The sequence below is a fragment of the Actinotalea ferrariae CF5-4 genome, from assembly GCF_000603945.1.
Lineage (GTDB): Bacteria > Actinomycetota > Actinomycetes > Actinomycetales > Cellulomonadaceae > Actinotalea > Actinotalea ferrariae.
Genome location: NZ_AXCW01000040.1, coordinates 1 through 23,260 on the forward strand (window position 1 = coordinate 1; position 23,260 = coordinate 23,260).

A 23,260-nucleotide genomic window follows, 5' to 3' on the forward strand; every position below is an offset into this window, starting at 1 on the left:
GGCGCCGTCGGCCGCGAGCGCGTCCGTGAGCGGGCGCCCGGGGACGACGCCGAGGCGCAGCACGCCGCCGCCCAGGTCCTCGACGGGCGCGACCGGCAGCCCGGCGGCGAGCAGCAGCTCGTGGCGTCGGACGAGGTCGGCGGCGGTGTGCGGTCGGACGACCTTGAGGTAGGCCGTCGTCGTCGGCGACGAGGCGCGCAGCACGGCGCGCCGCAGTGGGCGGTAGGTGACGAGCTCGAGCTGCACCTGCGCCGGCTCGGCCCCGAGCGACGCGGCGACGCGGACGGGGTCGCACGCGTGCGCCAGGCCCGGCAGGACGGGGTCGGCGGGGTGGCGCCAGACGGTGACGTCCCGGTCGGCGACCCGCACGGTCGTGCTCGCGGGGGTGCCCGCGGGGACCGGCGCCGTGGTGCCGAGGAGGTACTCCTCGCCCCCGCGCGCCGCCGGGGTCCCCGCCTCGCCCTGCTCCCAGGTGACCGTCCAGCCGACCGTCACGCCGACGCCGGGCCGGTGGTGGACCTGGTGGACGGCCCAGGTGCTGAGCCGGACGCCCTCGGCCTCGAGGACGGCACGCAGGACGTGCTCGGCGTCGGGGCCGGTGAGGAGCGCCTGGTCGGCCCGCTCGCGTCGCGCCGACGACCGGCCGGGCGCGTCGGCGCCCCGGACGGGCCCGGTCGCGGGCGCGGCGGTCGTGAGCATCCTCCGATGGAACACCACCGGGGCGCCCGCGGCGGTGAGAGAACCATGAGAGTGCTCTCATCCTGCGCGGCTTGGCTCGCCCGCGCGGTGGCGGCGACGCAGCCCGACCGCCCGGCCGGGCGGAGAGCGCCTGCCGGCCTGCGTGGGCCAGCGGCGATGGGCCTGGCAGACTCACCGCGTGCGCGACCTGGCCCGGCTCCCGAAGGCGCACCTCCACCTGCACTTCACCGGGTCCATGCGGCCCGCCACGCTCACCGAGCTCGCGGCCGGGCACCGGATGCGCCTGCCTGCGGCCCTCACCGAGGGCGACCCGCTCCAGGCGCCGCACGACGAGCGCGGCTGGTTCCGCTTCCAGCGCCTCTACGACGCGGCCCGCGCGTGCGTGCGGTCCGAGGCCGACATGCGCCGGATCGTGGCGGAGGCGGCGGCCGACGACGCCGCGGAGGGCTCGGGGCGCCTGGAGATCCAGGTCGACCCCACCTCCTACGCGCCGTTCGTCGGCGGCATCACGCCGGCGCTCGAGCTCGTCCTGGACGAGGCGCGGACGGCGTCGGCGCGGACGGGCGTGGAGGTCGCCGTCGTCGTCGCGGCCTCACGGACACGGCACCCGCTCGACGCGCGCACCCTGGCGCGGCTCGCCGCGCGCTACGCGGGGGACGGCCCGGGCGACGTCGTCGGGTTCGGCCTGAGCAACGACGAGCGGCGGGGCGACACCGAGGACTTCGCGCCCGCGTTCCGGATCGCCGCGGGGGCCGGTCTCGCGCTCGTGCCGCACGGCGGTGAGCTGCTCGGGCCGGACCACGTGCGCAGCGTCGTCGAGCACCTGCACCCGGACCGGCTCGGGCACGGCGTGCGGACGGCGGAGGACCCGCGGGTGCTCGCCGAGCTCGTCGAGCGGGGGGTCGCGTTCGAGGTGTGCCCGGCGTCCAACGTGTCGCTCGGGGTGTACGCCGAGCACGGTCACGTCCCGCTGCGCACGCTCGCCGAGGCCGGCGCGACCGTCGCCCTGGGGGCGGACGACCCGCTGCTGTTCCGCTCGCGCCTGGTCGCCCAGTACGAGACGGCACGCCGGGTGCACGGGTTCGACGACGACGCCCTGGCGGAGCTGGCGCGCGGGTCGGTGCGCGCGAGCCGGGCGGCGGACGCGACGAAGCAGCGGCTGCTCGCCGGCATCGACGCGTGGCTGGCCGCCCCGGCCTGAGCCCGACCGGCTGGAGCCCGACAGGTCCGTGCGGTCCGGCGACGTGGGCTCGACGGTGACGGCTGGAGCCGGATGGGGACTCCTTCGCTCACCGGAACGGAGCAGCGGCCTTGACGGGCCGCGCGCTCTGCGCCAATGTATCGACTCATTGGTTCATTGAGGGGGTACACGGTGTCGAACGGACTCGAAGCCGAGACGGCGGGCATCTCGCTGTACACGCCGGCGTGGTACGACGTCGCCTGGGGGGCGGTCACTCTGCTCCTGCCGCTCGGCGCGTTGGCCGTGCTCTACCTCGTCGTCCGGCTGGCGGCGCGCCACGGGTCGGCGTCGGCGTCCGACGGCGCACCTCAGCCCGGCTACCGGCGGGCGGGGCACCCGAACGCCGAGGCGGCGCGGCGTCACGGCGCGCTGGTCGCGGGGACGGCGTGGGTGCTGGCGGCGGTCGTGCCGCAGGTGGTCCTCACCGTCGCCGCGCCGTTCCTGGTCATCGCCGCACCGGCGTACGCACCGTCCGGCTCCGTCCCCGCCTCCGGCGCCGTGCTCGTCGGTCTTGCGCCGGCCCTGCCGGGGCTCACCTACCTCGCGGTGCACGCCGTCGGGGAGCGGACCTGGCCCCGGGCGCACGGCTCGGTCCGGCGTGCGAGCCTGGCGCCCCGTTCCGTCCGAGGCGTCACGCCCCGCTGGCTGCGCCGGATCACGGCGGCGTGGGCCATCGCGCTGGCGGCCACGCTCGCCACGTGCGCCGCCGTCGCGCAGGACGGGGTGCGCCTCGTCGCCACCGTCGGCGTGAGCGTCCGGACGACGAGCCCGTTCCCCGGCGCCTTCTACGGCGTGCCGCTCGCGATCAGCATCGCGGTGGTGCTCGTCGGGACGGGCCTCGTCCTGCGGCAGGTCGCACGGCGCCCGGCGGCCCTGCCTGACGACCCCGCATACGACGACGCCTCGCGCCTCCTGTCGGGGCACCGCGTGCTCCGCGGGACGCAGCTCGTCGTCGGCTGGTCCCTGGCGGGCGTCCTGGCGGTGGCCGGCGTCGCCCTCCGTGCCGTCGAGCTCGACGTGCTGGGCACCGCCGTTCTCGTCGTCGCCACCCTCGTCGGTCTCGCCTCGCTCGCCGTCGCGCTCGTCCCCGGGCGGGCACGGGTCCCGACCAGCGTCCGGCTCCCCCACCCCGGGGCCTCGGTCATCGGTGCCTCCCCCTCCCTCCCGCAGGAGTCCGCATGAGCCTCGGCCTGCTCGTCGTCGCCGTGCCCGTGGTGCTCCTGGTGGCACTGGCGACGGTCGTCATCGTGGTGGTCCTCGTGGTCGGGCGGAGCTCCGCCCCCGACCCGTCGCAGGCCGCCGCTGCGGCACGCCGCCATGCGGGCGGCGTGAGCGCCATCGCCTGGCTGGGTCTGGTGCTCGCGCCGGTGCTCGGCCCCGCCCTCTCCGGGACGGTCCGCGGGCCGGCCCAGGGCGTCCTGCTCGGCCTCGTCCCCACGGTCGCCGGGGTGCTGTTCGTCGGCGTCCACGCGGTGGGCGAGCTCACGTGGCCACGGCCGACCGGCACGGTCCGGCGAGCCGGCCTCGACCGCCGCACGACCGCCGACGTCGCCCCGCGTGGGCTGCGCGGTTTCCTGTGGGGCTGGACCGCCCTCGTCCTGGTGCTGGCCGTCGTCGGCGGGGCGGTCGCCACCGGCGGCCGGCAGGTCTCCCGCGTCGTCGAGGACGGCGGGATGTCCGCCGGGCCCTTCCCCGGCTGGTTCTACGGGCTGCCGCTGCTCGTGGCGTGTCTCGTGGTTGCCGCCGCGACCGAGGCGGTGCTGCACGTCGTGGCGAGCCGCCCGGCCGTCGTCGACGCGCAGCCGCGGTGGGACCTGGCGCTGCGGCAGCTGTCGGCGCACCGGGTGCTGCGCGGGGCCCAGCTCGTCGTCGGGCTCACGGCCGCCGGCGTCCTCCTGTACGGCGGCCTGGCGGTGCGGAACATCAGCCACGCGCTGGTCGAGGACGGCGCCACGAGCCTGCCGCACCTGGTCATCGGGACAATCGCCCTCGCGCTCGCCGTCGTGGTGGGGCTGACGACCGTCGTCGTCGCCGTGCTGCCGGGCCGGCCCGCCGGGGCCCTCGCCGTGCCGACCGGACCGCTGCCGGACGCCCTGCCGCGATGAGCCTCCAGATCGAGGTCGACCTCACCTCGAGCGTCCCGCCGTACGAGCAGATCCGGCTCCAGGTCGGTGCGCACGTGGCGGCGGGGCGGCTGCGCTCGGGCGACCGCCTCCCGACCATCCGGGCCCTCGCCGCCGACCTCGGCGTCGCCGCCGGGACCGTCGCCCGCGCCTACCGTGAGCTGGAGGCCTCGGGCGTCGTCGCGACGCGGCGGCGCACCGGCACGGTCGTGGCCGAGGGCACGGCCGACGTCGCCCGCGAGGTCCGGGACGCCGCGGACCGGCTCGCCGACGTCGCGCGGGCCGCCGGGCTCACGGACGAGGAGACGCTCGCCGTCGTCCGGGGCGTCCTGCTGGACCGCACGGGCGCACGGCCCGCGCCGGACGGGTCAGTCGTGGCCGGAGCCCCCGGGCTCCCCGTCTGAACGACGCATGCGCTCGACGCCGGCCTGGAGTGCGGCCTGGCGGGGGCGCTCGGCCCACGCGTCGAGCATGCCGTCCCGGACGGCCCGGCGGAGGACCAGGTAGAGGACGAGGAACCCGAGGGCCGCGAGGCCGATGTTGAGGACGAGACCCACCAACACGACATCCATGGGGCCACCCTCCCAGACCGGGGCCGGCCGGTCACGGACCCTGTGTCAGAGCGTCGCGCCGACGACGACCGGCTCCGGCTCCAGCTCCACGCCGAACCGCTCGCGCACGCCGTCCCGGACCGTCCGCGCGAGGGCGAGCAGCTCCGCCGTCGTCCCCCCGCCGCGGTGCGTCAGCGCGAGGCTGTGCTTGGTCGACAGCCCGACCGTGCCCGGCAGCCCGAAGCCCTTGCCGAAGCCGGCGTGCTCGATGAGCCAGGCGGCGCTCGTCTTGACCAGGGACTCGTCGATCGCCCCGAGGCTGGGGCCCGTCGTCCCCTGCGGCGTCGAGGACCGGACCGGGTAGCGCGGCGCGTCGGCCGGGAGCCGGTCGGCGACCTCGGCCGGCACGACGGGGTTGGTGAAGAACGAGCCGGCGCTCCACGTGTCCGGGTCCGCCGCGTCCAGCACCATGCCCTTGCCCGCCCGCAGCTCGAGGACCGCGGCGCGCACCTCCGCGAGCGGCGCACGCTGCCCGACCTCGACACCGAGCCGACGCGCGAGCTCGGCGTAGGCGATCGGCGCCGACAGCGACCCGAGGCGCAGCTGGAAGCCCACCTCCAGCACCACCCAGCGGGGCGTCGGGGCCCAGCGCGACCAGGCGCCGTCGTCGTCGCGGAGCGACCGCTTGAGCACCGACGTGCGGTAGCCGAAGCCCAGGTCCGGCAGGGCGAGGGTGCGGATGCGGCCGCGCTCGCGGTCCCACGTGCGCACGAGGGAGACGACGCCCGACACCTCCTGGCCGTACGCGCCGACGTTCTGCACGGGCGTCGCGCCCGTGGAGCCGGGGATGCCCGCGAGCGCCTCGACGCCGACCCACCCCTCCGCGACGGCACGGTCGACGACGTCGACCCACGGCGTGCCGGCCGGGACGGTGATGCTCGCCCCGCCGCAGGCACCGGCGTCCTCGACCTCGATGCCGGTGCGCACGTCGCGCACGACCAGCCCGGGGAAGCCGTCGTCGGGGACGACCACGTTCGAGCCGCCCCCGAGCACGAGGACCGGCTCCCCCGCCTCGTCGGCCGCGCGGACCGCGGCGACGAGCTCCTCGGCCGACGACGCCTCGACGTAGCGGGCGGCGGGACCGCCCAGCCGCAGGGTCGTGAGGTCGGCGAGGCGAGGAGCGGCTGCGGCGGTGCCGGTGGCGGTGTCCGTGAGGGCGGCCGAGCGGGGGGAGGTCACCGTCCCAGCGTAGGCACGCCGGCGGCGAGGCGCCTCAGCCGTGCTGGTCGTGCCGGTCGGGCGTGCCGGTCAGGCGTGCCGCTCCGCCGCCCCGGGCTCGACGCCCGGGCCGGCGAAGGTGTCGGTGGGTGCGGGCGTCGTGGTCGGCAGCGGCGCGGCCGCCTTCATGACGAGGAGGGAGACGAGGACCGGCACGGTGATCGCGAGCAGCGACTGCCGGTAGCCGACGTGCTCGGCGAGCAGGCCGAGCAGCGGCGGCCCGGCGAGGAACGCGCTGTACCCGATGGTCGAGACGGCGGCGACGCGCGCCGCGGCCCGGCGGGGGTCGTCGGAGGCGGCGCTCATCCCGACCGGGAAGCCGAGCGCGGCGCCCATGCCCCAGGCGACGACGCCGACCAGCGCGAGGGCCAGGTTGTCCACGAGGCCGAACACGACCAGGCCGGCCAGCGACAGGCCGGCGGAGAGCCGCAGGACCGGGACCCGGCCCCAGCGGTCGAGCAGGGCGGTCCCGAGGAGCCGCATGCCCGTCATCGCCGTGACGAACACCGCGAAGCCGAGCGCCCCGACCGCGTCCGAGGTCCCGAAGCCGTCGACGACGGCGAGGCTGACCCAGTCGTTGGCCGCACCCTCGGTCAGGGCGGCGGCCAGCACCACGAGGCCGATGAGCAGCGTGCGGGGCTCCGTCCAGGCCGCGAAGGCGCCGCGGCGGGGTGCACCGTCGGCGCCGCCGTGCTCGTCGTGGTGCTCGTCGTGGGTGCCGGCCGGCAGGAAGGCCCGGACCGCCCACAGGACGCCGGCAAGGCTCACGCCCAGGACGAGCGCGAGGTGCGCCAGCACGGGCAGCCCCGCCCACGCGGCGACGGCGCCGAGGCCCGCGCCCGCCATGGTGCCGAAGGAGAAGCCCGCGTGGAACCGCGGCATGATCGCGCGCCCGAGGCGCTGCTCGACGGCCGCGCCCTCGATGTTCATCGCGGCGTCCCACACGCCCGTCCCGACGCCGAAGAGCACCAGGCCGATCGCTGCGAGCCACAGCGTCCCGAGGGAGACGGCGGTCGCCGCCACGAGCAGACCGGAGACGTTGAGCACGGCGAAGAGCGCGACGGTCCGCTGCGCGCCGAGGCGCTGGACGACCATCCCGGACAGCGGCAGGGCGACGAGCGAGCCGAGGGCGCCGACGAGCAGCAGCAGGCCCAGCTGGTTGGGCCGGAGCTCGAGCGCATCGCGCACGGCGGGCAGGCGCGCGGCCCAGCTCGCGAAGTTGAACCCGTTGAGCACGAAGACGACGACGACGGCGACGGTCGCCGCGCGCAGCTCCGGTGCGACGCGGGTGCGGTCTGCTGAGCTCATCGGCACGGCTCCGGTTCGAGGGCGGTCGTGGTGGGCAGGGGGACGTCGGGTCCCATGGTGGCGGTCGCGGTGGCGGCGACGGCCGACGCCGTCACGGCAGCAGCCGCCGTCGGGACCACGACCGGCACCGGCCGGGCGGCACCCGCGCCCGGGCGGGCCGAGGCCTCGTCGGGGACGTCGCCGGCAGCCCGGACGTCGGGCGTCCGCACCGTCGAGGCGAGCACGATGCTCAGGGCGAGACCGACCGCGACGAGCAGCAGGGCGCGCCGCGCGCCGACCGCCTCCGCGACCGCGCCGAGCAGCGGCGGGGCGACCACCGAGGACACCGAGGCGAACGCGGAGACGACGGCGACGCGACCCGCGGCCCGCAGGGGCTCGTGGGAGACCGCGGCCATGCCGATCGGCACGACCAGTCCCGCGCCCAGGCCCCAGCCGACGACGCCCAGCACGGCGAGCGGCAGGCTCGGTGCGAGCCCGAAGAGCAGGAGGCCCGCGAAGGCGACGGCGCCGGAGGCGGCGAGGACCGCGACCCGGCCGAACCGCGAGATCGCCCAGGTGCCCCCGAAGCGGGCGACGGCCATGGACCCGGTGAACACCCCGAAGACGACGGCGGCCATCGCCTCGGTCTGCCGGAACCCGTCGACCACCGCGATGGCGAGCCAGTTGTTCGCCGAGCCCTCCGAGAGGGCGGCCGTCATGACGATGACCCCGACGAGCAGCGTCCGGCGCTCGCGCCACGCGCCCAGCGCCGAGCGCATCGCCCGGCGCGGCGCCGGGGCGTCGTCCGGGCCGGCCGGTGCGGTCAGCACGGCACCCGGGATCGACGCCAGGCGCCACCCGAGCGCCAGCAGCGCCATCCCGCCGAACTGGACCAGCAGCGGGAGCTCGGCCCACGCGGCGGCGGCGCCGAGCAGGGAGCCGGCCAGCGCGCCCACGGAGAAGGCCGCGTGGAACTGCGGCACGACCGTGCGCCCCATCGCCCGCTCGATGACCACCGTCTCCACGTTCATGGGGACGTTGCCCAGCGCGAACGAGGCGGACATCACGAAGACGCCGACGACGAGGAGCGGGACGCTCCCGACCGTCGGGCCGAGCCCCATGAGGAACGTGGCGGCGGAGAACATCACCGCGGCGGCGGTGAGGGTGCGCCGGCTGCCGAAGCGCGTGACGACGCCCCCGGCGACGAGGACGGTGGCCAGCGAGCCGAGCGCCCCCAGCAGCAGCACGAGGCCGAGCCCGGACTCGCTGAGGTCCAGGGCGGAGCGGACCGACGGCAGGCGGCTGAGCCAGCTCGACACGGTCATGCCGAGCAGGAGGTACAGCCCGATGAGGTGCCGGCGGGCCCGGAGCGCGCTGCGCGGAGCGGGGGTGCCGGGGCGGCGGGTCGGGCTGGTGGGCCGGGTGGCACCGGGGCGGGGCATGGGTCCTCGGTCTCGTGGGGGGTGACGTCGCACCGGGCTCGCGCCGGGCAGCGCGGCGCCCGCCGGGGGCCGACGACGGCCGTCCGCGGCGGGCGCGGTCTGTCTCGAATCGATTCGATGCGGTGAGTCGAGTGTCCCGCTACGCTGGCTGATCGTCAACCGTGATCGGCCGAGGGACAGGTGACATGGCGCACAGCCGACCCACCCTCGCCGACGTCGCGTCCACGGCGGGCGTCTCGGTCTCCACCGCCTCCCTCGCGTTCTCCGGCTCCGGGCCCATCGCCGAGGAGACCCGGGCCCGCGTCCTCGCCGCCGCCGAGCGCCTCGGCTACAGCGGCCCGAACCCCCTCGGCCGGTCGCTGCGGAGCGGCCGGTCGGGCATCGCCGCGGTCATCATCGGCGACCACCTGCGGCGCAGCTTCCGCGACCCGGTCGCCATCCAGGTGCTCGACGGCCTCACGGGAGCGCTCGGCCAGCTCGGGCTCGGCGTGCTGCTCATCCCGGCGCTGCCGGACCCCGAGCGGCCCACCGCCGTGGACCCCCTCGTGGAGAGCGCCGCGATGGACGCGGCCGTCCTCATCTGGGGCTTCCGGACCGACGACCCCGTGCTGGCCGTGCTCCGCCGCCGCGGGGTCCCGGTGGTGGTGGGCGAGGGTCCGTCCACGACGACGGCACCCGTCGTCTCCATCGACGACCAGACCGGCAGCGCGGCGCTGGGGCGACACCTGCTCGAACTGGGCCACGAGCGGGTCGCCGTCGTGAGCCTGCCGTTCGACGCGGCCCGCCGGTGCGGTCCGGTCGACGCCGCGCGCCGCGCCCAGCTCGACTGGGCGCCCACGCGTCACCGGCTGCTCGGGCTGGAGTCCGTCGGCATCCGCCCGACGGTCGTCATGGAGGCCGAGGCCTCCCTCGTCGAGGCCGGTCGCGAGGCGGGGCTCCGCGTGCTCCAGGGCGGGCCGGGCGAGCGGCCCACCGCGGTGGTGGCGCAGTCCGACCTCCTCGCCGCGGGCGTGCTCATCGCGGCCCGGGAGCTCGGCCTCAGGGTGCCGGACGACGTGTCGGTCGCCGGCTTCGACGGTCTCGACCTGCCGTGGCTCGCGCCGGACGTCCTGACCACCGTGGTGCAGCCGCTGCAGGCGCGCGGGGAGGCGATGGGCCGCATGGTCGGCCGCCTCCTGGCGGGCGAGGAGCCCGAGGACATGGTTTTCGACGTCGAGCTGCGCGTCGGCACGACGACGGCGCCTCCGCCGCCCCGGTAGCCGGGCCGGTCCCCGGTCGCAGGGCGGGCGCTGCGCGCCGGGGCGTTACAGGCGGACGGTCGCCTGGGCCTTGCCGAGCACGCGTGCACCCTCGGAGGTCACCGTGAGGTCGACGCGCACGGTGCGCGCCTCGAGGTCGATGGCGCCGACGACACCCTCGACCTGGAGGACCGCCGTACCGGGGTCCGGCACCGGGACCGGCCGCGTGAAGCGCGTGCCGTACTCGACGACCGCCCCGGGGTCACCGGCCCAGTCCGCGACCAGCGTGACGGCGGTGCCCATGGTGAACATGCCGTGGGCGATCACGCCGGGCAGCCCGACCTCGACGGCGAAGCGCTCGTTCCAGTGGATCGGGTTCAGGTCACCGCTGGCGCCGGCGTACCGGACCAGGGTGCGCCGGTCGACCTCCACGGTGCGGGTGCCGATCGACTGGCCGACCGCGAGGGCCGCCAGGTCCGGCGTCCCGGCGCTCACGACGACTCCCCGCGGACCGCGAGGGTGGAGACGACGGTCGCCACCGGCTCGCCGTCGGCGGCGGCGATCTCGCAGCGCGTGGTGACCATGGCCAGGCCCGCGCGCTCCGTGATCGAGTCGACGTGCAGCGTCGTCACCAGCTCGTCCCCGGCGTGGATGGGGCGGTGGTGGACGAACCGCTCGTCGGCGTGGACGACGCGGGAGAAGTCGATGCCCGCCTCGGGGTCCTGCACGAGCTGCGCCTCGGCCAGCTGGGCGATGACGACCGCGTAGGTGGGCGGCGCGACGACGTCGGGGTGGCCGAGGGCCCGGGCCGCGGCGACGTCGTGGTGCGCCGGGTGGTCGGCGAGCACGGCGGCCGCGAAGGCGCGCACGTGCTCACGGCCGACCTGGTACGCCTCGGTGGGGGCATAGGAACGACCCGCGAAGGCAGTGTTCACAGCCATGCGCGGGTCGTCCTGAGCTCTGCGGGGCGCTGGGTCAGCGCGTCTCGCGGTGCACCGTGTGGCGGCCGTCGCGCGGGCAGAACTTCTTCATCTCCAGACGGTCCGGGTCGTTGCGCCGGTTCTTCTTGGTGATGTAGTTCCGCTCCTTGCACTCGGTGCACGCGAGCGTGATCTTCGGACGGACGTCCTGGGACTTGCTGGCCACGGTCTTGCCACCTCTCGCGCCGGCTGCTGCGGCGCCTCGGTCGTTGTGCGCGTGCCGATGATCGGCGCGCGTCGCTTCCACGGAGTGGTAGCGGGGGCGGGGATCGAACCCGCGACCTCACGATTATGAGTCGTGCGCTCTGACCTACTGAGCTACCCCGCCGCATCGATGGTGCATCGGCACTCGGGGCCGCCGGACGTTTCACCGCCTGACGGCCCCGCGCACCAACAGAGCCCCGAAAGGGAATCGAACCCTTGACCTTCTCCTTACCATGGAGACGCTCTGCCGACTGAGCTATCGGGGCAGCGCGTGCCAGGGTACACGGGCGCAGGGGGTGCTGCGAAATCGCCGCGGTCCCCCGGCCCGAGGGCTCAGCCCGCCGGCGGCAGCGTGCCGAGGACCATGCCGCCGTCCACGGCGAGCTCCGCACCCGTGACGAACGAGGCGTCGTCACTGGCCAGGTACGCGACCGCCGCGGCGATCTCCTCGGGCTCCCCGATCCGCGGGATCGCGTACACGGCGAAGGCCGAGGGGTCGGCGCCGGCGGCCATGGGTGTGCGCACGCCGCCCGGGTGGATCGAGTTCACGCGGATGCCGTCCCGGCCGAGGTCCAGCGCCGCGGACTTGGTCAGACCGCGCAGGCCCCACTTGCTGGAGGAGTAGGCGCCGAGCGAGGCCATGCCCACGAGCCCGGCCGCGGAGGAGATGTTGACGATCGACCCGCCGCCCTCCCGGCGCATCGACGGCACCACGGCCTGGATGCCGAGGAACGGGCCGACGAGGTTGACGTCGAGGACGCGCCGCAGGTCCGCCTCCGCCGCCACGTCCACGGCGCCGTAGCTGAGGATCCCGGCGTTGTTGACGAGGACCGTCACGGGACCGAACGCCTCGGACGCCGCCTCGACCGCGCGCGCCCACGCCTCCGCCGAGCTGACGTCCAGCGTCACGAAGAGGGCGTCCGGACCCACGTCGTGGGCCAGCTCCTTGCCCTCTGCCTCCAGGACGTCGCCGACGACGACCTTCGCCCCCTCGGCGACCAGGCGGCGCACCGTCGCGGCACCCATGCCGCGCGCACCACCCGTGACCACCGCCACCTTGCCCGCGAGCCTGCCGGTGACCTGAGCGACCATGAGGCACCTCCACGCCGGCGCCGTCGCCGGCCTCGGGGCCGCGGCGTCGTCGTCGGGCGGGAACCCGACCGCGCGGCCGCACGTGCCTCCACCCTCCGGCGCGGCGCCCACGCCGGACAGGGCCGAACGTCCTCCGAGGTCAGCGCACGCGCCCGAGCGCCAGGGCGGCATACATCAGCGCCGCCACCGTCTCGCCGTCGGTGATCGTGCCGTCCCGGACGAGCCCGAGCACCTCGGTCCACGGGACGCGCCGCACCGCCGCGATCCCCTCCTCGTGGCGCGCGCCGTCGTCGGCGGCCGACGACGCCCGGACGCCCCGCGCGAGGAAGACGTGCTCGGGCGCCCGGCAGACGCCGTTGAGCGCCGTCATGCTGCCGACCGGCTCCCAGCGGTCCGCCTCGAGGCCGGTCTCCTCCAGGAGCTCGCGCTGCGCCGCCACCAGGAGGTCCTCGCCGTCGGACCCGCCGGCGGGCACCTCCAGGGAGACCGCGTCGGTCGTGTAGCGCGGGACCTCGACGAGGACGACCTCGTCGTCGTCGGTCAGCGGGACGACGAAGACGGCGGGCTGACGGACCTCGAGGTAGCCGTAGATGCCCTCGCCGCCGTCGGGGCGGCGCACCGCGTCCTCCCGGACGACGACCCAGGGGTTCTCGTAGACGACGGTCGAGGTGAGGGTGCGCCACGGCTGCATGGGGTCAGCCTCCCATCAGCCCCGCGCCGCGCCGGCACCGGCAGCGGGCCGGACGCACGAGACCCCGCCCGGGTGTCCCGGGCGGGGTCTCGTCACGGCGTGGCAGGTGAGGGATTCGAACCCCCGTAGCATGACGCGGCTGATTTACAGTCAGCTCCCTTTGGCCGCTCGGGCAACCTGCCGTGCGCCTCCGGTCCCGCTCGTCGCCCGCGAGGGGCGCACTCGATCGGACCGGCCGCGGATGGAAGGATAGCAACTCCTGCAGGTCGGTACGCACACGCAGCAGAGGGAGCACCCATGGCATCGGAGTCGTCGTTCGACGTGGTCAGCAAGGTGGACCGCCAGGAGGTCGACAACGCGCTGAACCAGGCCGCGAAGGAGATCTCGCAGCGGTACGACTTCAAGAACGTCGGCGCGTCCATCGACTGGAGCGGCGAGAAGATCGTCATGGTCGCCAACTCCGAGGAGCGGGTGAAGGCCGTCCTGGACGTCTTCGAGACCAAGCTCATCAAGCGCGGCATCTCGCTGAAGTCCCTCGACGCCGGCGACCCGAAGCCGTCGGGCAAGGAGTACCGCCTCGAGGCCGTGGTCAAGGAGGGCATCGCGACCGACGAGGCCAAGAAGATCAGCAAGCTGATCCGCGACGAGGGGCCCAAGGGCGTCAAGGCGCAGATCCAGGGCGACGAGCTGCGGGTCTCGGCCAAGAGCCGCGACGACCTGCAGGTGGTCATCGCGATGCTCAAGCAGGCCGACCTCGACGTCGCGCTGCAGTTCGTCAACTACCGCTGACCGCTCCGTCCGGGGCGACCGGGCGAGCCCTCGACCCGGGCGGTCAGAAGCGGGTGATGCCGCCCTGACCGTCGGCCATCGCCTGGAGGCGGCGGATGCGGTCCGCCATCGGCGGGTGGGTCGCGAACATCTTCGCCATGCCGCCCCCGCGGAACGGGTTGGCGATCATGAGGTGGCTGACGTCGACCAGGTCCCGGTTCGCCGGCAGGGGGGCGCGCTGGGTCCCGCGCTCGAGCTTGGCCAGGGCCGAGGCGAGGGCGAGCGGGTCGCCGGTCAGGCGGGCGCCGTCCTCGTCCGCGTCGTACTCGCGCGTCCGGCTGATCCCGAACTGGATGAGCATCGCCGCGAACGGCGCAAGGAGCGCCATCGCGAGGACCGCGATCGGGTTCCCGCCCCGGTCCCGGTCGCCGCCGAAGAACATGAGGAGCTGGGCGACCGAGGTGATGATGCCCGCGAGCGCGGCGGCGACCGAGGACGTGAGGATGTCGCGGTTGTAGACGTGCATGAGCTCGTGGCCGAGCACGCCGCGCAGCTCCCGCTCGTCGAGGAGCTGCAGGATGCCCTCGGTGCAGCACACCGCCGCGTTCTTGGGGTTGCGCCCAGTCGCGAACGCGTTGGGCGCCTGGGTCGGCGAGACGTACAGCCGCGGCATGGGCTGACGCGCGGCGATGGAGAGCTCGCGCACGATCCGGTACATCGCGGGCTGCTCCAGCTCGCTCACCGGCCGGGCCCGCATCGCGCGGATCGCGATCCTGTCCGAGTTCCAGTAGCCGTACGCCGTGCCGACCAGGCCGACGACGGCGAAGAGCCAGATCCACCGGCCGTTGCCGATGAGCCCACCGAGCAGCAGCACCACGACCCAGAGCACCCCGAACAGGGCTGCGGTCTTCAGGCCGTTGTAGTGACGCCGACCCACGTCGTCCTCCTCCTCGTGCCCAGCCGTGCCGGCTCAGCGGATCACACGGGAACCGCGCCCGCGCGCCCACCCGGCACAACGGCGGACGCCCCGCCCCCGTTCCCGGGTGCGGGGCGTCGTCGGCCGTCCCGGAGGGCTCAGGCCTCGCCGCGGATGATGGCGAGCATCTCCTCGCGGGGCACGACCTTGATCCGCTCCCGCCCGTGGGGCTTGCCCAGCTCCTGCTCCCAGGCGTCCAGCAGCATCCAGCCGGACCACTCGACGTGCCCGACGCCCCGGTCGGTGAGGAACGCCGTCACGGCGCCCGGGTCCCGCTCCGGCGCCCGCCGGAGCCCGTCGGCATCGGAGACGAGGTGCTTGATCGTCTCGGTGGCGTCGGACTTCGTGTGGCCGATGAGGCCCACCGGGCCGCGCTTGATCCAGCCGGTCGTGTAGAGCCCGTCGACGGGCTCGCCATCGGCCTGGACGACGCGCCCCTCCCGGTTCGCGATGACGCCCGCGGCCTCGTCGAAGGGGATGCCGGGCAGCGGGGAGCCGAAGTAGCCGACCGCTCGGTAGACCGCCTGCACCGGCCAGTCGTGCATGTCCCCGGTCCCGGCGACCGTGCCGTCACCGGTCAGGACCGTCCGCTCGGTGCGCAGGCCGGTGACCCGGTCCTCGCCCAGCACCTGGACCGGGCGGTGGAGGAAGTGCAGGTGGATCCGCCGGCTGGCCGTCAGCTCCTCGGGCTCCCGCAGCGTCCAGTCCGTGAGGGTCTTGACGACCTGCTTGGTCTGGTTGGAGGAGTGGATCGCGGCCATCGAGCCCTCGTCGAACTCGAAGTCCTCCGGGTAGACGACGACGTCGACGTCCGGCACGTGGCCGAGCTCGCGGAGCTCCAGCGGGCTGAACTTCACCTGCGCGGGGCCGCGCCGGGCGAAGACGTGCACGTCCGTCACCGGGCTCGTGAGCAGGCCCTGGTAGACGTTGTCCGGGAGCTCGGTCGACAGGAGGTCCTTCGGGTGCTTGGCGAGGATGCGCGCGACGTCCAGCGCGACGTTGCCCGCGCCGACGACGGCGATCTGCTCGGCCTCCAGCGGCCACGTCCGGGGGACGTCGGGGTGCCCGTCGTACCAGGAGACGAAGTCCGCGGCGCCGTAGGAGCCGGGCAGCTCGATGCCCGGCACGCGCAGGTCCGCGTCCCGGATCGCACCCGTGGAGAAGATCACCGCGTCGTAGAAGCGGCGCAGGTCGTCCAGGTCGAGGTCCGTGCCGTAGTCGACGTTGCTCAGCAGCCGGATGTCGCCACGCTCGAGGATCTTGTGCAGCGCGACGATGATCTGCTTGATGCGCGGGTGGTCGGGTGCGACGCCGTACCGGACGAGCCCGAACGGGGCCGGGAGACGCTCGAAGAGGTCGATCGACACCTCGAGCCCCGACTTGGAGAGGATGTCCGAGGCGTAGATGCCCGCGGGGCCCGCACCGACGACCGCGACGCGCAGGGCGCTGCTGCTGCTCACGTGAGAAGGAGCCTTCCGGAAGGGGGTGCGCGGTGCCCGGGGCCCGCGCGGGGACGCTGCGCCCAGTGTAGGCGGACCCGCCCCACCCCCGAGGCGGTCATGGGACGACCGTTCGCACAGGGGCGGCCCGACCCGTCGGCGGACGGCGCGCTCGAAACGGTACGAGCCGCCGGGTGCGGACGGGCGTAGGTTCAGCCCCGTGCCGTCCCCCACGACCTCCCGCACCGGCCTGGCCCTGGGCCTGGGCGCCTACGGCCTGTGGGGGCTCCTGCCGGTCTACTTCCCGCTGCTCGAGCCGGCGTCGCCGCTGGAGATCATCGCCCACCGGGTGGTCTGGTCCCTCGTCGTGTGCGCCCTCCTCCTGGCGGTGACGCGCGCCTGGCGCACGGTGCGGGCGCTGGACCGGCGCAGCCTGGGGCTCCTGGCCCTGGCCGGGGTGCTCGTCGCCGGGAACTGGACCACCTACGTCGTCGGCGTCCTGTCGGGCCGGACCGTGGACGCGGCGCTGGGCTACTACATCAACCCGCTCGTGACCGTCACCCTCGCCGTGTTCGTGCTCCGCGAGCGCATGCGGCCGGCCCAGTGGGTGGCCCTCGGGCTGGGCACCGCGGCCGTGGTGGTGATCACCGCCGGGGTCGGCGAGCTGCCCTGGATCGCGCTGACCCTCGCGGTCACCTTCGGGCTCTACGGGCTGATCAAGAACCGCGTCGGCCGCAGCGTGCCCGCGGTGACCAGCCTCGCGGTCGAGACGGCGTTCCTCACCCCGCTGGCCCTGGCCTACCTGCTGTGGCTGGGCGCCGTCGGCCAGGGCACCTGGGGCGAGCACGGCACGGCCCACACGGTCGCCCTCGCCTCGGCGGGCCTGGTGACCGCCGTCCCGCTGCTGCTCTTCGGCGGCGCCGCCCGGCGGCTGCCGCTCAGCGTCATCGGGCTCCTGCAGTACGTGGCCCCGACGCTCCAGTTCGGGATCGGCGTGCTCGTGTTCGGGGAGGCCATGCCCGCCGCGCGCTGGTGGGGCTTCGGACTGGTCTGGCTCGCCGTCGTCGTGCTCACGGTCGACGGGCTGCGGCACGGACGCCTGCAGCGGATCGCCCGCCGGCAGGTCGCCGTGGACGGTCAGACGGCGTCGACCGTCGCCACCGACAGGCCGTAGTCGCCGAACGCCACCGACGCCCCCGGGGGCAGGCGCACCTGCTGGTCCGCGCCGCACAGGATCTGCTGGCCGTCGGCGAGGGTGACCACCGTGCCGTTGGTCGAGTGCCGGTCGCGGACCCAGGGGCCGTTCCGGTCCACGCCCAGCAGCAGGTGCGTCTTGGAGACCGAGCGGCCCGGGTCGGCGACCGTGATGAGCCGGCAGCCGTCCTCACCCGGGCGGGGCGTGGGGTTGCGGCCGATGAGCGCGGAGCCGCTGAACGTCACGCGCTGGCCGTCGGTGAGCTCGACCGTGACCTCCAGCTCCTGCGCAGCGAGCTCGGGGACCTTCGCGCGGGCCGGGCGCAGGCGCGTGGCCTCGACGTCCTCGTCCTCGCGGCGGTACGTGCTCGGGAAGGGGACGTCGCTGACGACGTCGGGCGGCGGCACGACCCGCGTGCCCGGGACGAGCGCCCGGGTCGGGGGCAGGCCGTGACCCGAGGCGACGCCCGCCGGCACGGAGACGTGCACGACAGGCTCGTCGGCGTGGACGGGCGTGTCGGCGGGCCCGGCCTCGTCGGTCGTGCGAGCGATCAGCGGGCTGGGCTCGGCAGCGCTCGCCTGGTCGGCCGGCCGGCTCGGAGACGGGACGGACGACGTCACCCCGGGCACGCGGCGCACCATGCCCGTGTCGGCCAGGTCCGTGTCGGCACGGTCCGTGTCGGCACGGTCCGCGTCCGCCGGGGACCGGTCCGTGATCGGGCCGGGGACGGTCGTGTCGACCGCGGCGGGGACGACATGCGGGCCGTCCACGGCCCGCTCCCCGCGCCCGGCGTCGGGCGTCAGCAGGTGCTGGAGCCGGCGCTCGACCTCGGCCGTGCGCGGCGCGGCGACGTGCCGGGCGTCGACGACGACCGTCCCGGCGGCCTTGTCGTGCCAGCCCTGCCGGCGTCCGGTGGCGTCGAAGAACGGCGAGAGGTGGACCACAACCGGCCCGAGGACCGGCAGCAGGTTCGCGAGCCCCGGCACCAGCAGGCGCAGGAAGGCGGCCCCGAGGCCGGGGGGGAAGCCGGACCGCTCGCTCAGGACGAGCACCCCGGCCGCCCGCTTGCCGAGCGTCCAGCCGCGCCGGCCCAGGAGCACCCACTGCGTCACGCCGAGCGCGAGCAGCAGGACCCACCCGGCCACGAGCCACCCCGCCCCGGGCGCCACGGTCGGGTCGGTGGGGTCAGCGAGGACCGGGCGGACGGCGACCGCCGTCGGCACGCCGACCGCGAGCAGCGCGAGGGCGCCGTCGGCGAGGGCGGCGAGGAGGCGCCTGCCCATGCTCGCCGGCACACCTGCTGCCATCGACATCCGGTCCTTCTCCCCCTGGTCGCGCGTCCTGCGGCCCGCACCGTACCCGCAGGCACCGACGCGGAGCCTCGCGGGTCCGCTGCCGCGCGGCTCGTCTACCCCGCCTATCGGCAGGACCGGTGCCAGTCGTGAGGCTCCTGCCCCGACCTGCTGGGCGGGCGGTCAGCCCCGGCGCGCGGCGCGCCGCTCCCGCCGACGGGAGCGCAGGGATGCGGTGGACCACCGGGCGCGCAGCCGCTGCCGCGCGGGGACGGCCTCCTGCAGCGAGCGCACTGCCGCGTCGACCTGCTGCCAGTAGGCCTCGACCTGCTCGGGCGTCGGCTCACCCGGTCCGAAGACGACGGCGTCGGCGCGCGTGGCCAGTCCCGCCACGGCCCCGGCCACCCCGGGTCGTCGACCCCGTCGACCCGCCCGGTCCGCCGGGCGCTCGGTCGTCGCGCCGGACGGGGGCCCGACCGCCACCGGTGCGAACACCGACGCGAGGTGCACGGCCGTCTCGCGGCGGGTCGCCCGCTCGGGTGCCGGCCGGCGCAGGTCGCGTGCCTGGTCCAGCAGCTCCTCCCAGCCGCCGACGACGCGCTCCACCGGAGCCCCGGCGGTCCGGCGCCGGGCCCGCCGCCGCGCCTTGAGGAGCGCGACGAGGAGGAACGGCCCGAGCAGGACCAGGGCCGGTACCACGACGACGGCGAGCGCGACGAGGAACGGGCGCAGGTCGCCGGCCACGGCCGGGGGCTCCGGGGGCGCGTCGGTGCGGGGCTGCTCCGTGTCGTCGTCGGGCGGGGTCACGGGGTCCGGCGGCGGCGGGGGCGGCTGGCGGACCTGGGGCTGGGGCTGCGCCTCCTGCTCCGGGGTGTCCTCCCGCGGGGTCTTGCTCTCGTCCGGCGTCGGGTCGAAGGCCACCCAGCCGTGACCGTCGAAGGCGATCTCGACCCACGCCTCGACGTCGTCCCCGGAGAGCGTCACCTCCTCCGCACCGGCCTGCTCCTCGTCCGGCACGAGCCCGAGGACCACGCGCGACGGCAGGCCCATCTCCCGCGCCATGAGGGCCATCGCCGAGGCGTACTGCTCGCCGTCGCCCACCATGAGGTCACCGGTGAGGAGCGTGGTCAGCCGGTCCGCGCCGTGCCCGGACAGCGACGGGTGGTCGCCGGACTCGACCAGCCCGTGGCTGAACCAGCCGCGCTCGCGCAGGCCGGCCGCGAGCGCCTCGGCGACGAGGGCGGGCGTCGAGGCGGTGCCGGCGATCTCGCCGGCGAGCAGGGGCACGCCCTCGGGGACCGCCCGCGGCTCGGGGAGCCGCACGGCACCCACGCCGGCCGCGCCGAGCTCCTCCGCCGCGAGCGCGGGCGGGACCACGACCTGCGCGGTGAACCGGGTGCCGTCCGGCACGCCGTCGGTCAGGACCGCGGTCCCCGTGGCGTCGTTGTAGCGCAGCGTGCTCGCCAGCTCCAGCGCATCCGGGCCGGTGACCTCGATGCGCTCGGCGTAGCCCACCGTCGGCAGCCAGACGCCGGGGAGGGTGTGGACCTCGACCTCGACGGTGACCCGCTCCCCGCGCTCGGTCGCCTGGATGCTCTCGCCGACCCGGCGGAACCGGCCCGACCCCTCCGCCGCCTCGGCGCCCGCGACGTCCCAGACCACGCCGTCGAACGCGTCCATGGTCGCGATGCGCACCCCCGCGCCCTCCGGCAGACCGCGCACGGTGACGAGGTCCGTCTCCCGCCAGTCCTTGACGAAGCGCCGGAACGACGACAGCGGGCTCGCCTGGTCGCGCGGGTCGAAGGGGGGCACGATCTCGTCGCGCAGCACGAACCGCGGCCGGTCCTGCCCGACCACCGGCCCGACGACGGCGCCCCCCGCGACGGCCACCGCGACGAGGACGCCCACCGCGACCACGCGCCGCGGGGCGAGCGACCCGCGGCGCCACGCGACCCAGGCGAGGAGCCCGACGGCGAGCGCGGTCCCCGCGGGGACGGGCTGCACCGTCTCGGCAGTGCCGAGCAGGAGGGCCGGCACGAGCGTGACCAGCGGCACGACGGCGGCACCGGCGCCCGCGAGGGGGTCCAGGCGACGGGCCAGGGACACGGCCACGACCGAGCCGCCGTAGGCGAGGAGGAAGGGCGCGGCGAGCAGGTTGCCGCTCCCGCCGAGCGAGGGGTCCAGCGTCAGCACCTCGCGCCACACGGTGATCGCACCGCGCAGCAGCGTCGCGACCGCGGCCGGCGTGGGCAGCCACCCCCACAGCGCCACCGTCGGCGCGGCGAGCGCCGGTCCGATCAGCAGGTACCCGGCCACCGCGAGCGCGGCGGTCACCGGACCGCCCCACCTCCGGGCGGCGGCGACCACCGCCAGCACGGTCCCGGCGAACGCCCCGCCCACGACGGCGGGCAGCGCGGCGCGCCACCCGTAGACGGGCACGAGCGGGAGCAGCACGAGCGCCTGCGCCACGCCGAGCACCGCGGCGTCGACGAGAGGCCGGGAGCGCGGCGCCCGGACCTGCGTCGGCGCGACGACGACGGGGGCGGTCACGACCCCACCACCCGGCGCAGCACCCGCGGCAGGTCGGCGAGCGAGCCGAGGCGGGCCACCGACAGGCCGCCGTTGGTCGCGACCTCCACGTCGGCCCCCGTGGCGCAGCGCAGGACGACGGTCCGCACGCCCACCGGCACCCGCCGCGCGTGGGTCCGCAGGTCCGGCGCGGTGGGCACCGACCCCGTGACGAGCACGGCGACGGTGGCGTCCGCCGCCTCGCGGGCCACGCGTCCGCCCAGACGCGCGGTCGCCGTGCCGTCGTCGGCGAGCTCCAGCCGGGCGCAGTCGTCGAGCAGCAGCGGCGGCGAGTCCGTGCGCAGCGAGCCCGCGCCCGCCAGGACGGTGAGCTCGCGCTGGTCCCGCAGGGCCTGGACGCCCAGGGACGCGACCACCGCGACCGCGAGCTCGAACTCGTCGGCGTCGGCGTAGTCGGCGGTCGTGGTCGCGAGCGCGATCGCGGTGTGGGTGCGCCGGGTGTCCTCGAACTGGCGCACGACGAGCTGCCCGGTGCGGGCGGTCGTCCGCCAGTGGATGTGCCGGCGGTCGTCGCCCGCGACGTAGTCGCGCAGGGCGTGGAAGGACATGTCGGAGTCGGAGACGACCCGCGTCGCCTGCCCCTCGAGGTCCCGCAGCAGGCCCGACGACGCCCCGCCGAGCGAGACGAGCTCGGGGTGCACGTAGAGGTCGACCGGGTCGGTCCACCGCACCCGCCGCCGCAGCAGGCCGAGGGGGTCGCCCCGGACCGAGCGGACCGGTCCCACCACGACGACGGCGCGCCGGGTCGTCGGGATCGCGAAGACCTCCTCGTGGACGCGGCCCGGGCCGAGCGAGGGCAGCGCGAGCTCCGCGACGGCCCGCCCCACGGGCAGCTCGAGCCGGGCGGGCAGGAGCCGCCCCCGCGCGGTGTTGCGCACCTCCAGCCGCCCGATCGCGCGCCGGCCCACGGTGACGCGGTGGTCGGACAGCTCGAGCTCCACCGCGTACGTCGACCGGCCGAGCGTGAGCAGGACCGAGACCGCGAGCGCCGAGGCGAGCGTCGCGGCGGTCACCGTCAGCTCGACCCACCCGAGCCACCACCCGAGGGCGCCCAGCACGAGCGCGGTCGCCGCGGCGGCCCAGCCGAGCGCGGACACGGCCGACCACGGCCGGACGGCTGTGCGGACGGCTGTGGTCATGCCACGCGGGCGGTGGCCGGTCGACGGCGTCACGTCAGACGCGCGCCGCCGGCGGCGGGGTCTCGGCGAGGACGCGGACGAGGACCTGCCGCGCGGTCACGCCGGCGAACTCCGCCTCGGTGTCCAGGATGAGCCGGTGCTCCAGCACCGGCGGGACGAGCAGCTTCACGTCGTCGGGGATGACGTACGTGCGGCCCTGCGAGGCCGCCCACACCTTCCCGCACCGCACGAGGGCCAGGGCGCCGCGCACGCTCGCGCCGATCGCCGTCTGCGCGTCGGTCCGCGTGGCCTCGGTCAGCCGGGCCACGTAGTCGAGCACCGCGGGGTCGGTGTGCACGGTGGACGCGAGGACGGCCATGTCGCCGACCGCGGCCGTCGTGATCTTCGCCGTCAGGTGGGCGGTGCGGTCCCGCTCGGCCGACCCGGCGAGGATCTCCACGGTCGAGGCGTGGTCGGGGTAGCCCAGGGACGTCTTCATGAGGAAGCGGTCCAGCTGGGCCTCCGGCAGCCGGTACGTGCCCGCCTGCTCGATGGGGTTCTGCGTCGCGATGACCATGAACGGCCGCCCCACGGGGTGGGAGACCTTGTCGACCGTGACCTTCGACTCCTCCATGACCTCCAGGAGGGCCGACTGCGTCTTGGGCGACGCCCGGTTGATCTCGTCCGCGAGGACGACGGAGGCGAACACCGGACCCTCGTGGAACTCGAACCGGTGCGTGTTCTGGTCGTAGATCGTCACACCGGTCACGTCCGAGGGCAGCAGGTCCGGGGTGAACTGGATCCGGCTGTGCGTGCCCTGGACGGTCGCCGCGAGCGCCTTGGCCAGTGACGTCTTGCCCGTGCCCGGCGCGTCCTCGAGCAGGAGGTGGCCCTCGGCCAGCATGCACGTCAGCGCGAGGCGCACGACGTGCTCCTTGCCCAGCACGGCCTGGCCCACGTTCGCCACGAGCGCGTCGAACGTCTCGGCGAACCAGACGCTCTGCTCGGGTGTCATCGTCACGGGTCGGTGCTCCTGTCGGTCCGGGGTGGCGGGGGTC

At 75.8% G+C, this 23,260-nt stretch carries 22 protein-coding genes, 3 tRNA genes and 1 pseudogene; 7 read left to right on the plus strand and 19 right to left on the minus strand.

Going from position 1 to position 23,260, the window contains the following annotated elements; translation table 11 throughout:
- Positions 1 to 699 (minus strand): annotated as a pseudogene (locus tag N866_RS05745) (hypothetical protein); the annotation flags it as partial.
- Positions 700 to 877: 178 nt separating this feature from the next.
- Here N866_RS05745 and N866_RS05750 point away from each other — a divergent pair.
- The 4 genes from N866_RS05750 (at position 878) to N866_RS05765 (ending at position 4,466) form a co-directional block, all read left to right on the plus strand.
- On the plus strand, positions 878 to 1,900 hold the full coding sequence (locus N866_RS05750) for an adenosine deaminase (RefSeq protein WP_034223939.1): 1,023 nt from the start codon (positions 878 to 880) through the stop codon (positions 1,898 to 1,900).
- A 171-nt stretch (positions 1,901 to 2,071) separates the two neighbouring features.
- Positions 2,072 to 3,121, plus strand: coding sequence for a hypothetical protein (locus N866_RS05755; RefSeq protein ID WP_034223941.1), 1,050 nt, complete (start codon positions 2,072 to 2,074; stop codon positions 3,119 to 3,121).
- Positions 3,118 to 4,044, plus strand: coding sequence for a hypothetical protein (locus tag N866_RS05760; RefSeq protein ID WP_034223944.1), 927 nt, complete (start codon positions 3,118 to 3,120; stop codon positions 4,042 to 4,044). The genes N866_RS05755 and N866_RS05760 overlap by 4 nt, the downstream gene beginning before the upstream one ends.
- The gene (locus N866_RS05765; RefSeq protein ID WP_052022442.1) at positions 4,041 to 4,466 is read left to right on the plus strand and encodes a GntR family transcriptional regulator; all 426 of its coding nucleotides are present in this window, start codon (positions 4,041 to 4,043) and stop codon (positions 4,464 to 4,466) included. The genes N866_RS05760 and N866_RS05765 overlap by 4 nt, the downstream gene beginning before the upstream one ends.
- On the opposite strand, the gene N866_RS05770 is transcribed toward N866_RS05765, so the two are convergent.
- The 4 genes from N866_RS05770 to N866_RS05785 all read right to left on the minus strand — a co-directional run bounded on the left by N866_RS05770 (position 4,431) and on the right by N866_RS05785 (position 8,620).
- Positions 4,431 to 4,634: a hypothetical protein gene (locus tag N866_RS05770; protein WP_155855219.1), complete on the minus strand. Its 204-nt coding sequence runs from the start codon at positions 4,632 to 4,634 to the stop codon at positions 4,431 to 4,433. The two genes, N866_RS05765 and N866_RS05770, sit on opposite strands and share 36 nt — an antisense overlap.
- Positions 4,635 to 4,679: 45 nt before the next feature.
- On the minus strand, positions 4,680 to 5,852 hold the full coding sequence (locus tag N866_RS05775; protein WP_081802370.1) for a UDP-N-acetylmuramate dehydrogenase: 1,173 nt from the start codon (positions 5,850 to 5,852) through the stop codon (positions 4,680 to 4,682).
- Between the two features lie 69 nt (positions 5,853 to 5,921).
- Positions 5,922 to 7,199, minus strand: a complete 1,278-nt coding sequence (locus tag N866_RS05780; RefSeq protein WP_052022445.1) for an MFS transporter — start codon at positions 7,197 to 7,199, stop codon at positions 5,922 to 5,924.
- Positions 7,196 to 8,620: an MFS transporter gene (locus N866_RS05785; protein WP_052022443.1), complete on the minus strand. Its 1,425-nt coding sequence runs from the start codon at positions 8,618 to 8,620 to the stop codon at positions 7,196 to 7,198. The genes N866_RS05780 and N866_RS05785 overlap by 4 nt, the downstream gene beginning before the upstream one ends.
- Before the next feature lie 185 nt (positions 8,621 to 8,805).
- Here N866_RS05785 and N866_RS05790 point away from each other — a divergent pair, with 185 nt between their 5' ends.
- Positions 8,806 to 9,879 (plus strand): LacI family DNA-binding transcriptional regulator, encoded by a 1,074-nt coding sequence (locus N866_RS05790; RefSeq protein ID WP_034223949.1) that lies wholly within the window; start codon positions 8,806 to 8,808, stop codon positions 9,877 to 9,879.
- Positions 9,880 to 9,924: 45 nt separating this feature from the next.
- Here N866_RS05790 and N866_RS05795 read toward each other — a convergent pair whose 3' ends face one another.
- The 8 genes from N866_RS05795 to N866_RS05830 form a co-directional block, all read right to left on the minus strand.
- The gene (locus N866_RS05795) at positions 9,925 to 10,353 is read right to left on the minus strand and encodes a MaoC family dehydratase (protein WP_034223952.1); all 429 of its coding nucleotides are present in this window, start codon (positions 10,351 to 10,353) and stop codon (positions 9,925 to 9,927) included.
- Positions 10,350 to 10,799 (minus strand): FAS1-like dehydratase domain-containing protein, encoded by a 450-nt coding sequence (locus N866_RS05800; protein WP_034223955.1) that lies wholly within the window; start codon positions 10,797 to 10,799, stop codon positions 10,350 to 10,352. The genes N866_RS05795 and N866_RS05800 overlap by 4 nt, the downstream gene beginning before the upstream one ends.
- A gap of 34 nt (positions 10,800 to 10,833) precedes the next feature.
- Positions 10,834 to 11,004 (minus strand): 50S ribosomal protein L33, encoded by a 171-nt coding sequence (gene rpmG, locus N866_RS05805; protein ID WP_034223958.1) that lies wholly within the window; start codon positions 11,002 to 11,004, stop codon positions 10,834 to 10,836.
- Positions 11,005 to 11,089: 85 nt separating this feature from the next.
- Positions 11,090 to 11,166: transfer RNA gene (locus N866_RS05810), tRNA-Met, on the minus strand.
- Positions 11,167 to 11,235: 69 nt separating this feature from the next.
- A tRNA-Thr gene (locus N866_RS05815) sits at positions 11,236 to 11,308 on the minus strand.
- Between the two features lie 67 nt (positions 11,309 to 11,375).
- Complete coding sequence (locus N866_RS05820; RefSeq protein ID WP_034223998.1) at positions 11,376 to 12,134, minus strand: glucose 1-dehydrogenase; 759 nt, start codon at positions 12,132 to 12,134, stop codon at positions 11,376 to 11,378.
- 139 nt (positions 12,135 to 12,273) lie between these two features.
- Complete coding sequence (locus tag N866_RS05825) at positions 12,274 to 12,825, minus strand: NUDIX domain-containing protein (RefSeq protein ID WP_034223961.1); 552 nt, start codon at positions 12,823 to 12,825, stop codon at positions 12,274 to 12,276.
- A 100-nt stretch (positions 12,826 to 12,925) separates the two neighbouring features.
- Positions 12,926 to 13,007 (minus strand) — tRNA-Tyr (locus N866_RS05830).
- A gap of 115 nt (positions 13,008 to 13,122) precedes the next feature.
- Between N866_RS05830 and N866_RS05835 the strand changes: the two genes are divergently transcribed.
- Entirely contained in the window at positions 13,123 to 13,614 is a 492-nt protein-coding gene (locus N866_RS05835; protein WP_034223964.1) for a YajQ family cyclic di-GMP-binding protein, read from the plus strand.
- Positions 13,615 to 13,657: 43 nt separating this feature from the next.
- On the opposite strand, the gene htpX is transcribed toward N866_RS05835, so the two are convergent.
- Entirely contained in the window at positions 13,658 to 14,530 is an 873-nt protein-coding gene (gene htpX, locus N866_RS05840) for a zinc metalloprotease HtpX (RefSeq protein WP_034223967.1), read from the minus strand.
- 137 nt (positions 14,531 to 14,667) lie between these two features.
- Entirely contained in the window at positions 14,668 to 16,029 is a 1,362-nt protein-coding gene (locus tag N866_RS05845) for an FAD-dependent oxidoreductase (protein ID WP_034223970.1), read from the minus strand.
- A 199-nt stretch (positions 16,030 to 16,228) separates the two neighbouring features.
- Between N866_RS05845 and rarD the strand changes: the two genes are divergently transcribed.
- Positions 16,229 to 17,182 (plus strand): EamA family transporter RarD, encoded by a 954-nt coding sequence (rarD, locus tag N866_RS05850; RefSeq protein ID WP_034223974.1) that lies wholly within the window; start codon positions 16,229 to 16,231, stop codon positions 17,180 to 17,182.
- On the opposite strand, the gene N866_RS20345 is transcribed toward rarD, so the two are convergent.
- The 4 genes from N866_RS20345 to N866_RS05870 form a co-directional block, all read right to left on the minus strand.
- Positions 17,146 to 18,516, minus strand: a complete 1,371-nt coding sequence (locus N866_RS20345; RefSeq protein ID WP_081802371.1) for an RDD family protein — start codon at positions 18,514 to 18,516, stop codon at positions 17,146 to 17,148. The two genes, rarD and N866_RS20345, sit on opposite strands and share 37 nt — an antisense overlap.
- A 162-nt stretch (positions 18,517 to 18,678) precedes the next feature.
- Positions 18,679 to 21,045 carry a transglutaminase TgpA family protein gene (locus N866_RS05860; RefSeq protein ID WP_034223977.1) on the minus strand — a complete coding sequence of 789 codons (2,367 nt, stop codon included), beginning with the start codon at positions 21,043 to 21,045 and terminating at the stop codon, positions 18,679 to 18,681.
- Entirely contained in the window at positions 21,042 to 22,223 is a 1,182-nt protein-coding gene (locus tag N866_RS05865; RefSeq protein ID WP_052022447.1) for a DUF58 domain-containing protein, read from the minus strand. Before N866_RS05865 ends, N866_RS05860 begins: the two co-directional genes overlap by 4 nt.
- Positions 22,224 to 22,257: 34 nt before the next feature.
- Positions 22,258 to 23,217 (minus strand): AAA family ATPase, encoded by a 960-nt coding sequence (locus N866_RS05870; RefSeq protein WP_173406132.1) that lies wholly within the window; start codon positions 23,215 to 23,217, stop codon positions 22,258 to 22,260.
- Positions 23,218 to 23,260 lie beyond the last annotated feature (43 nt).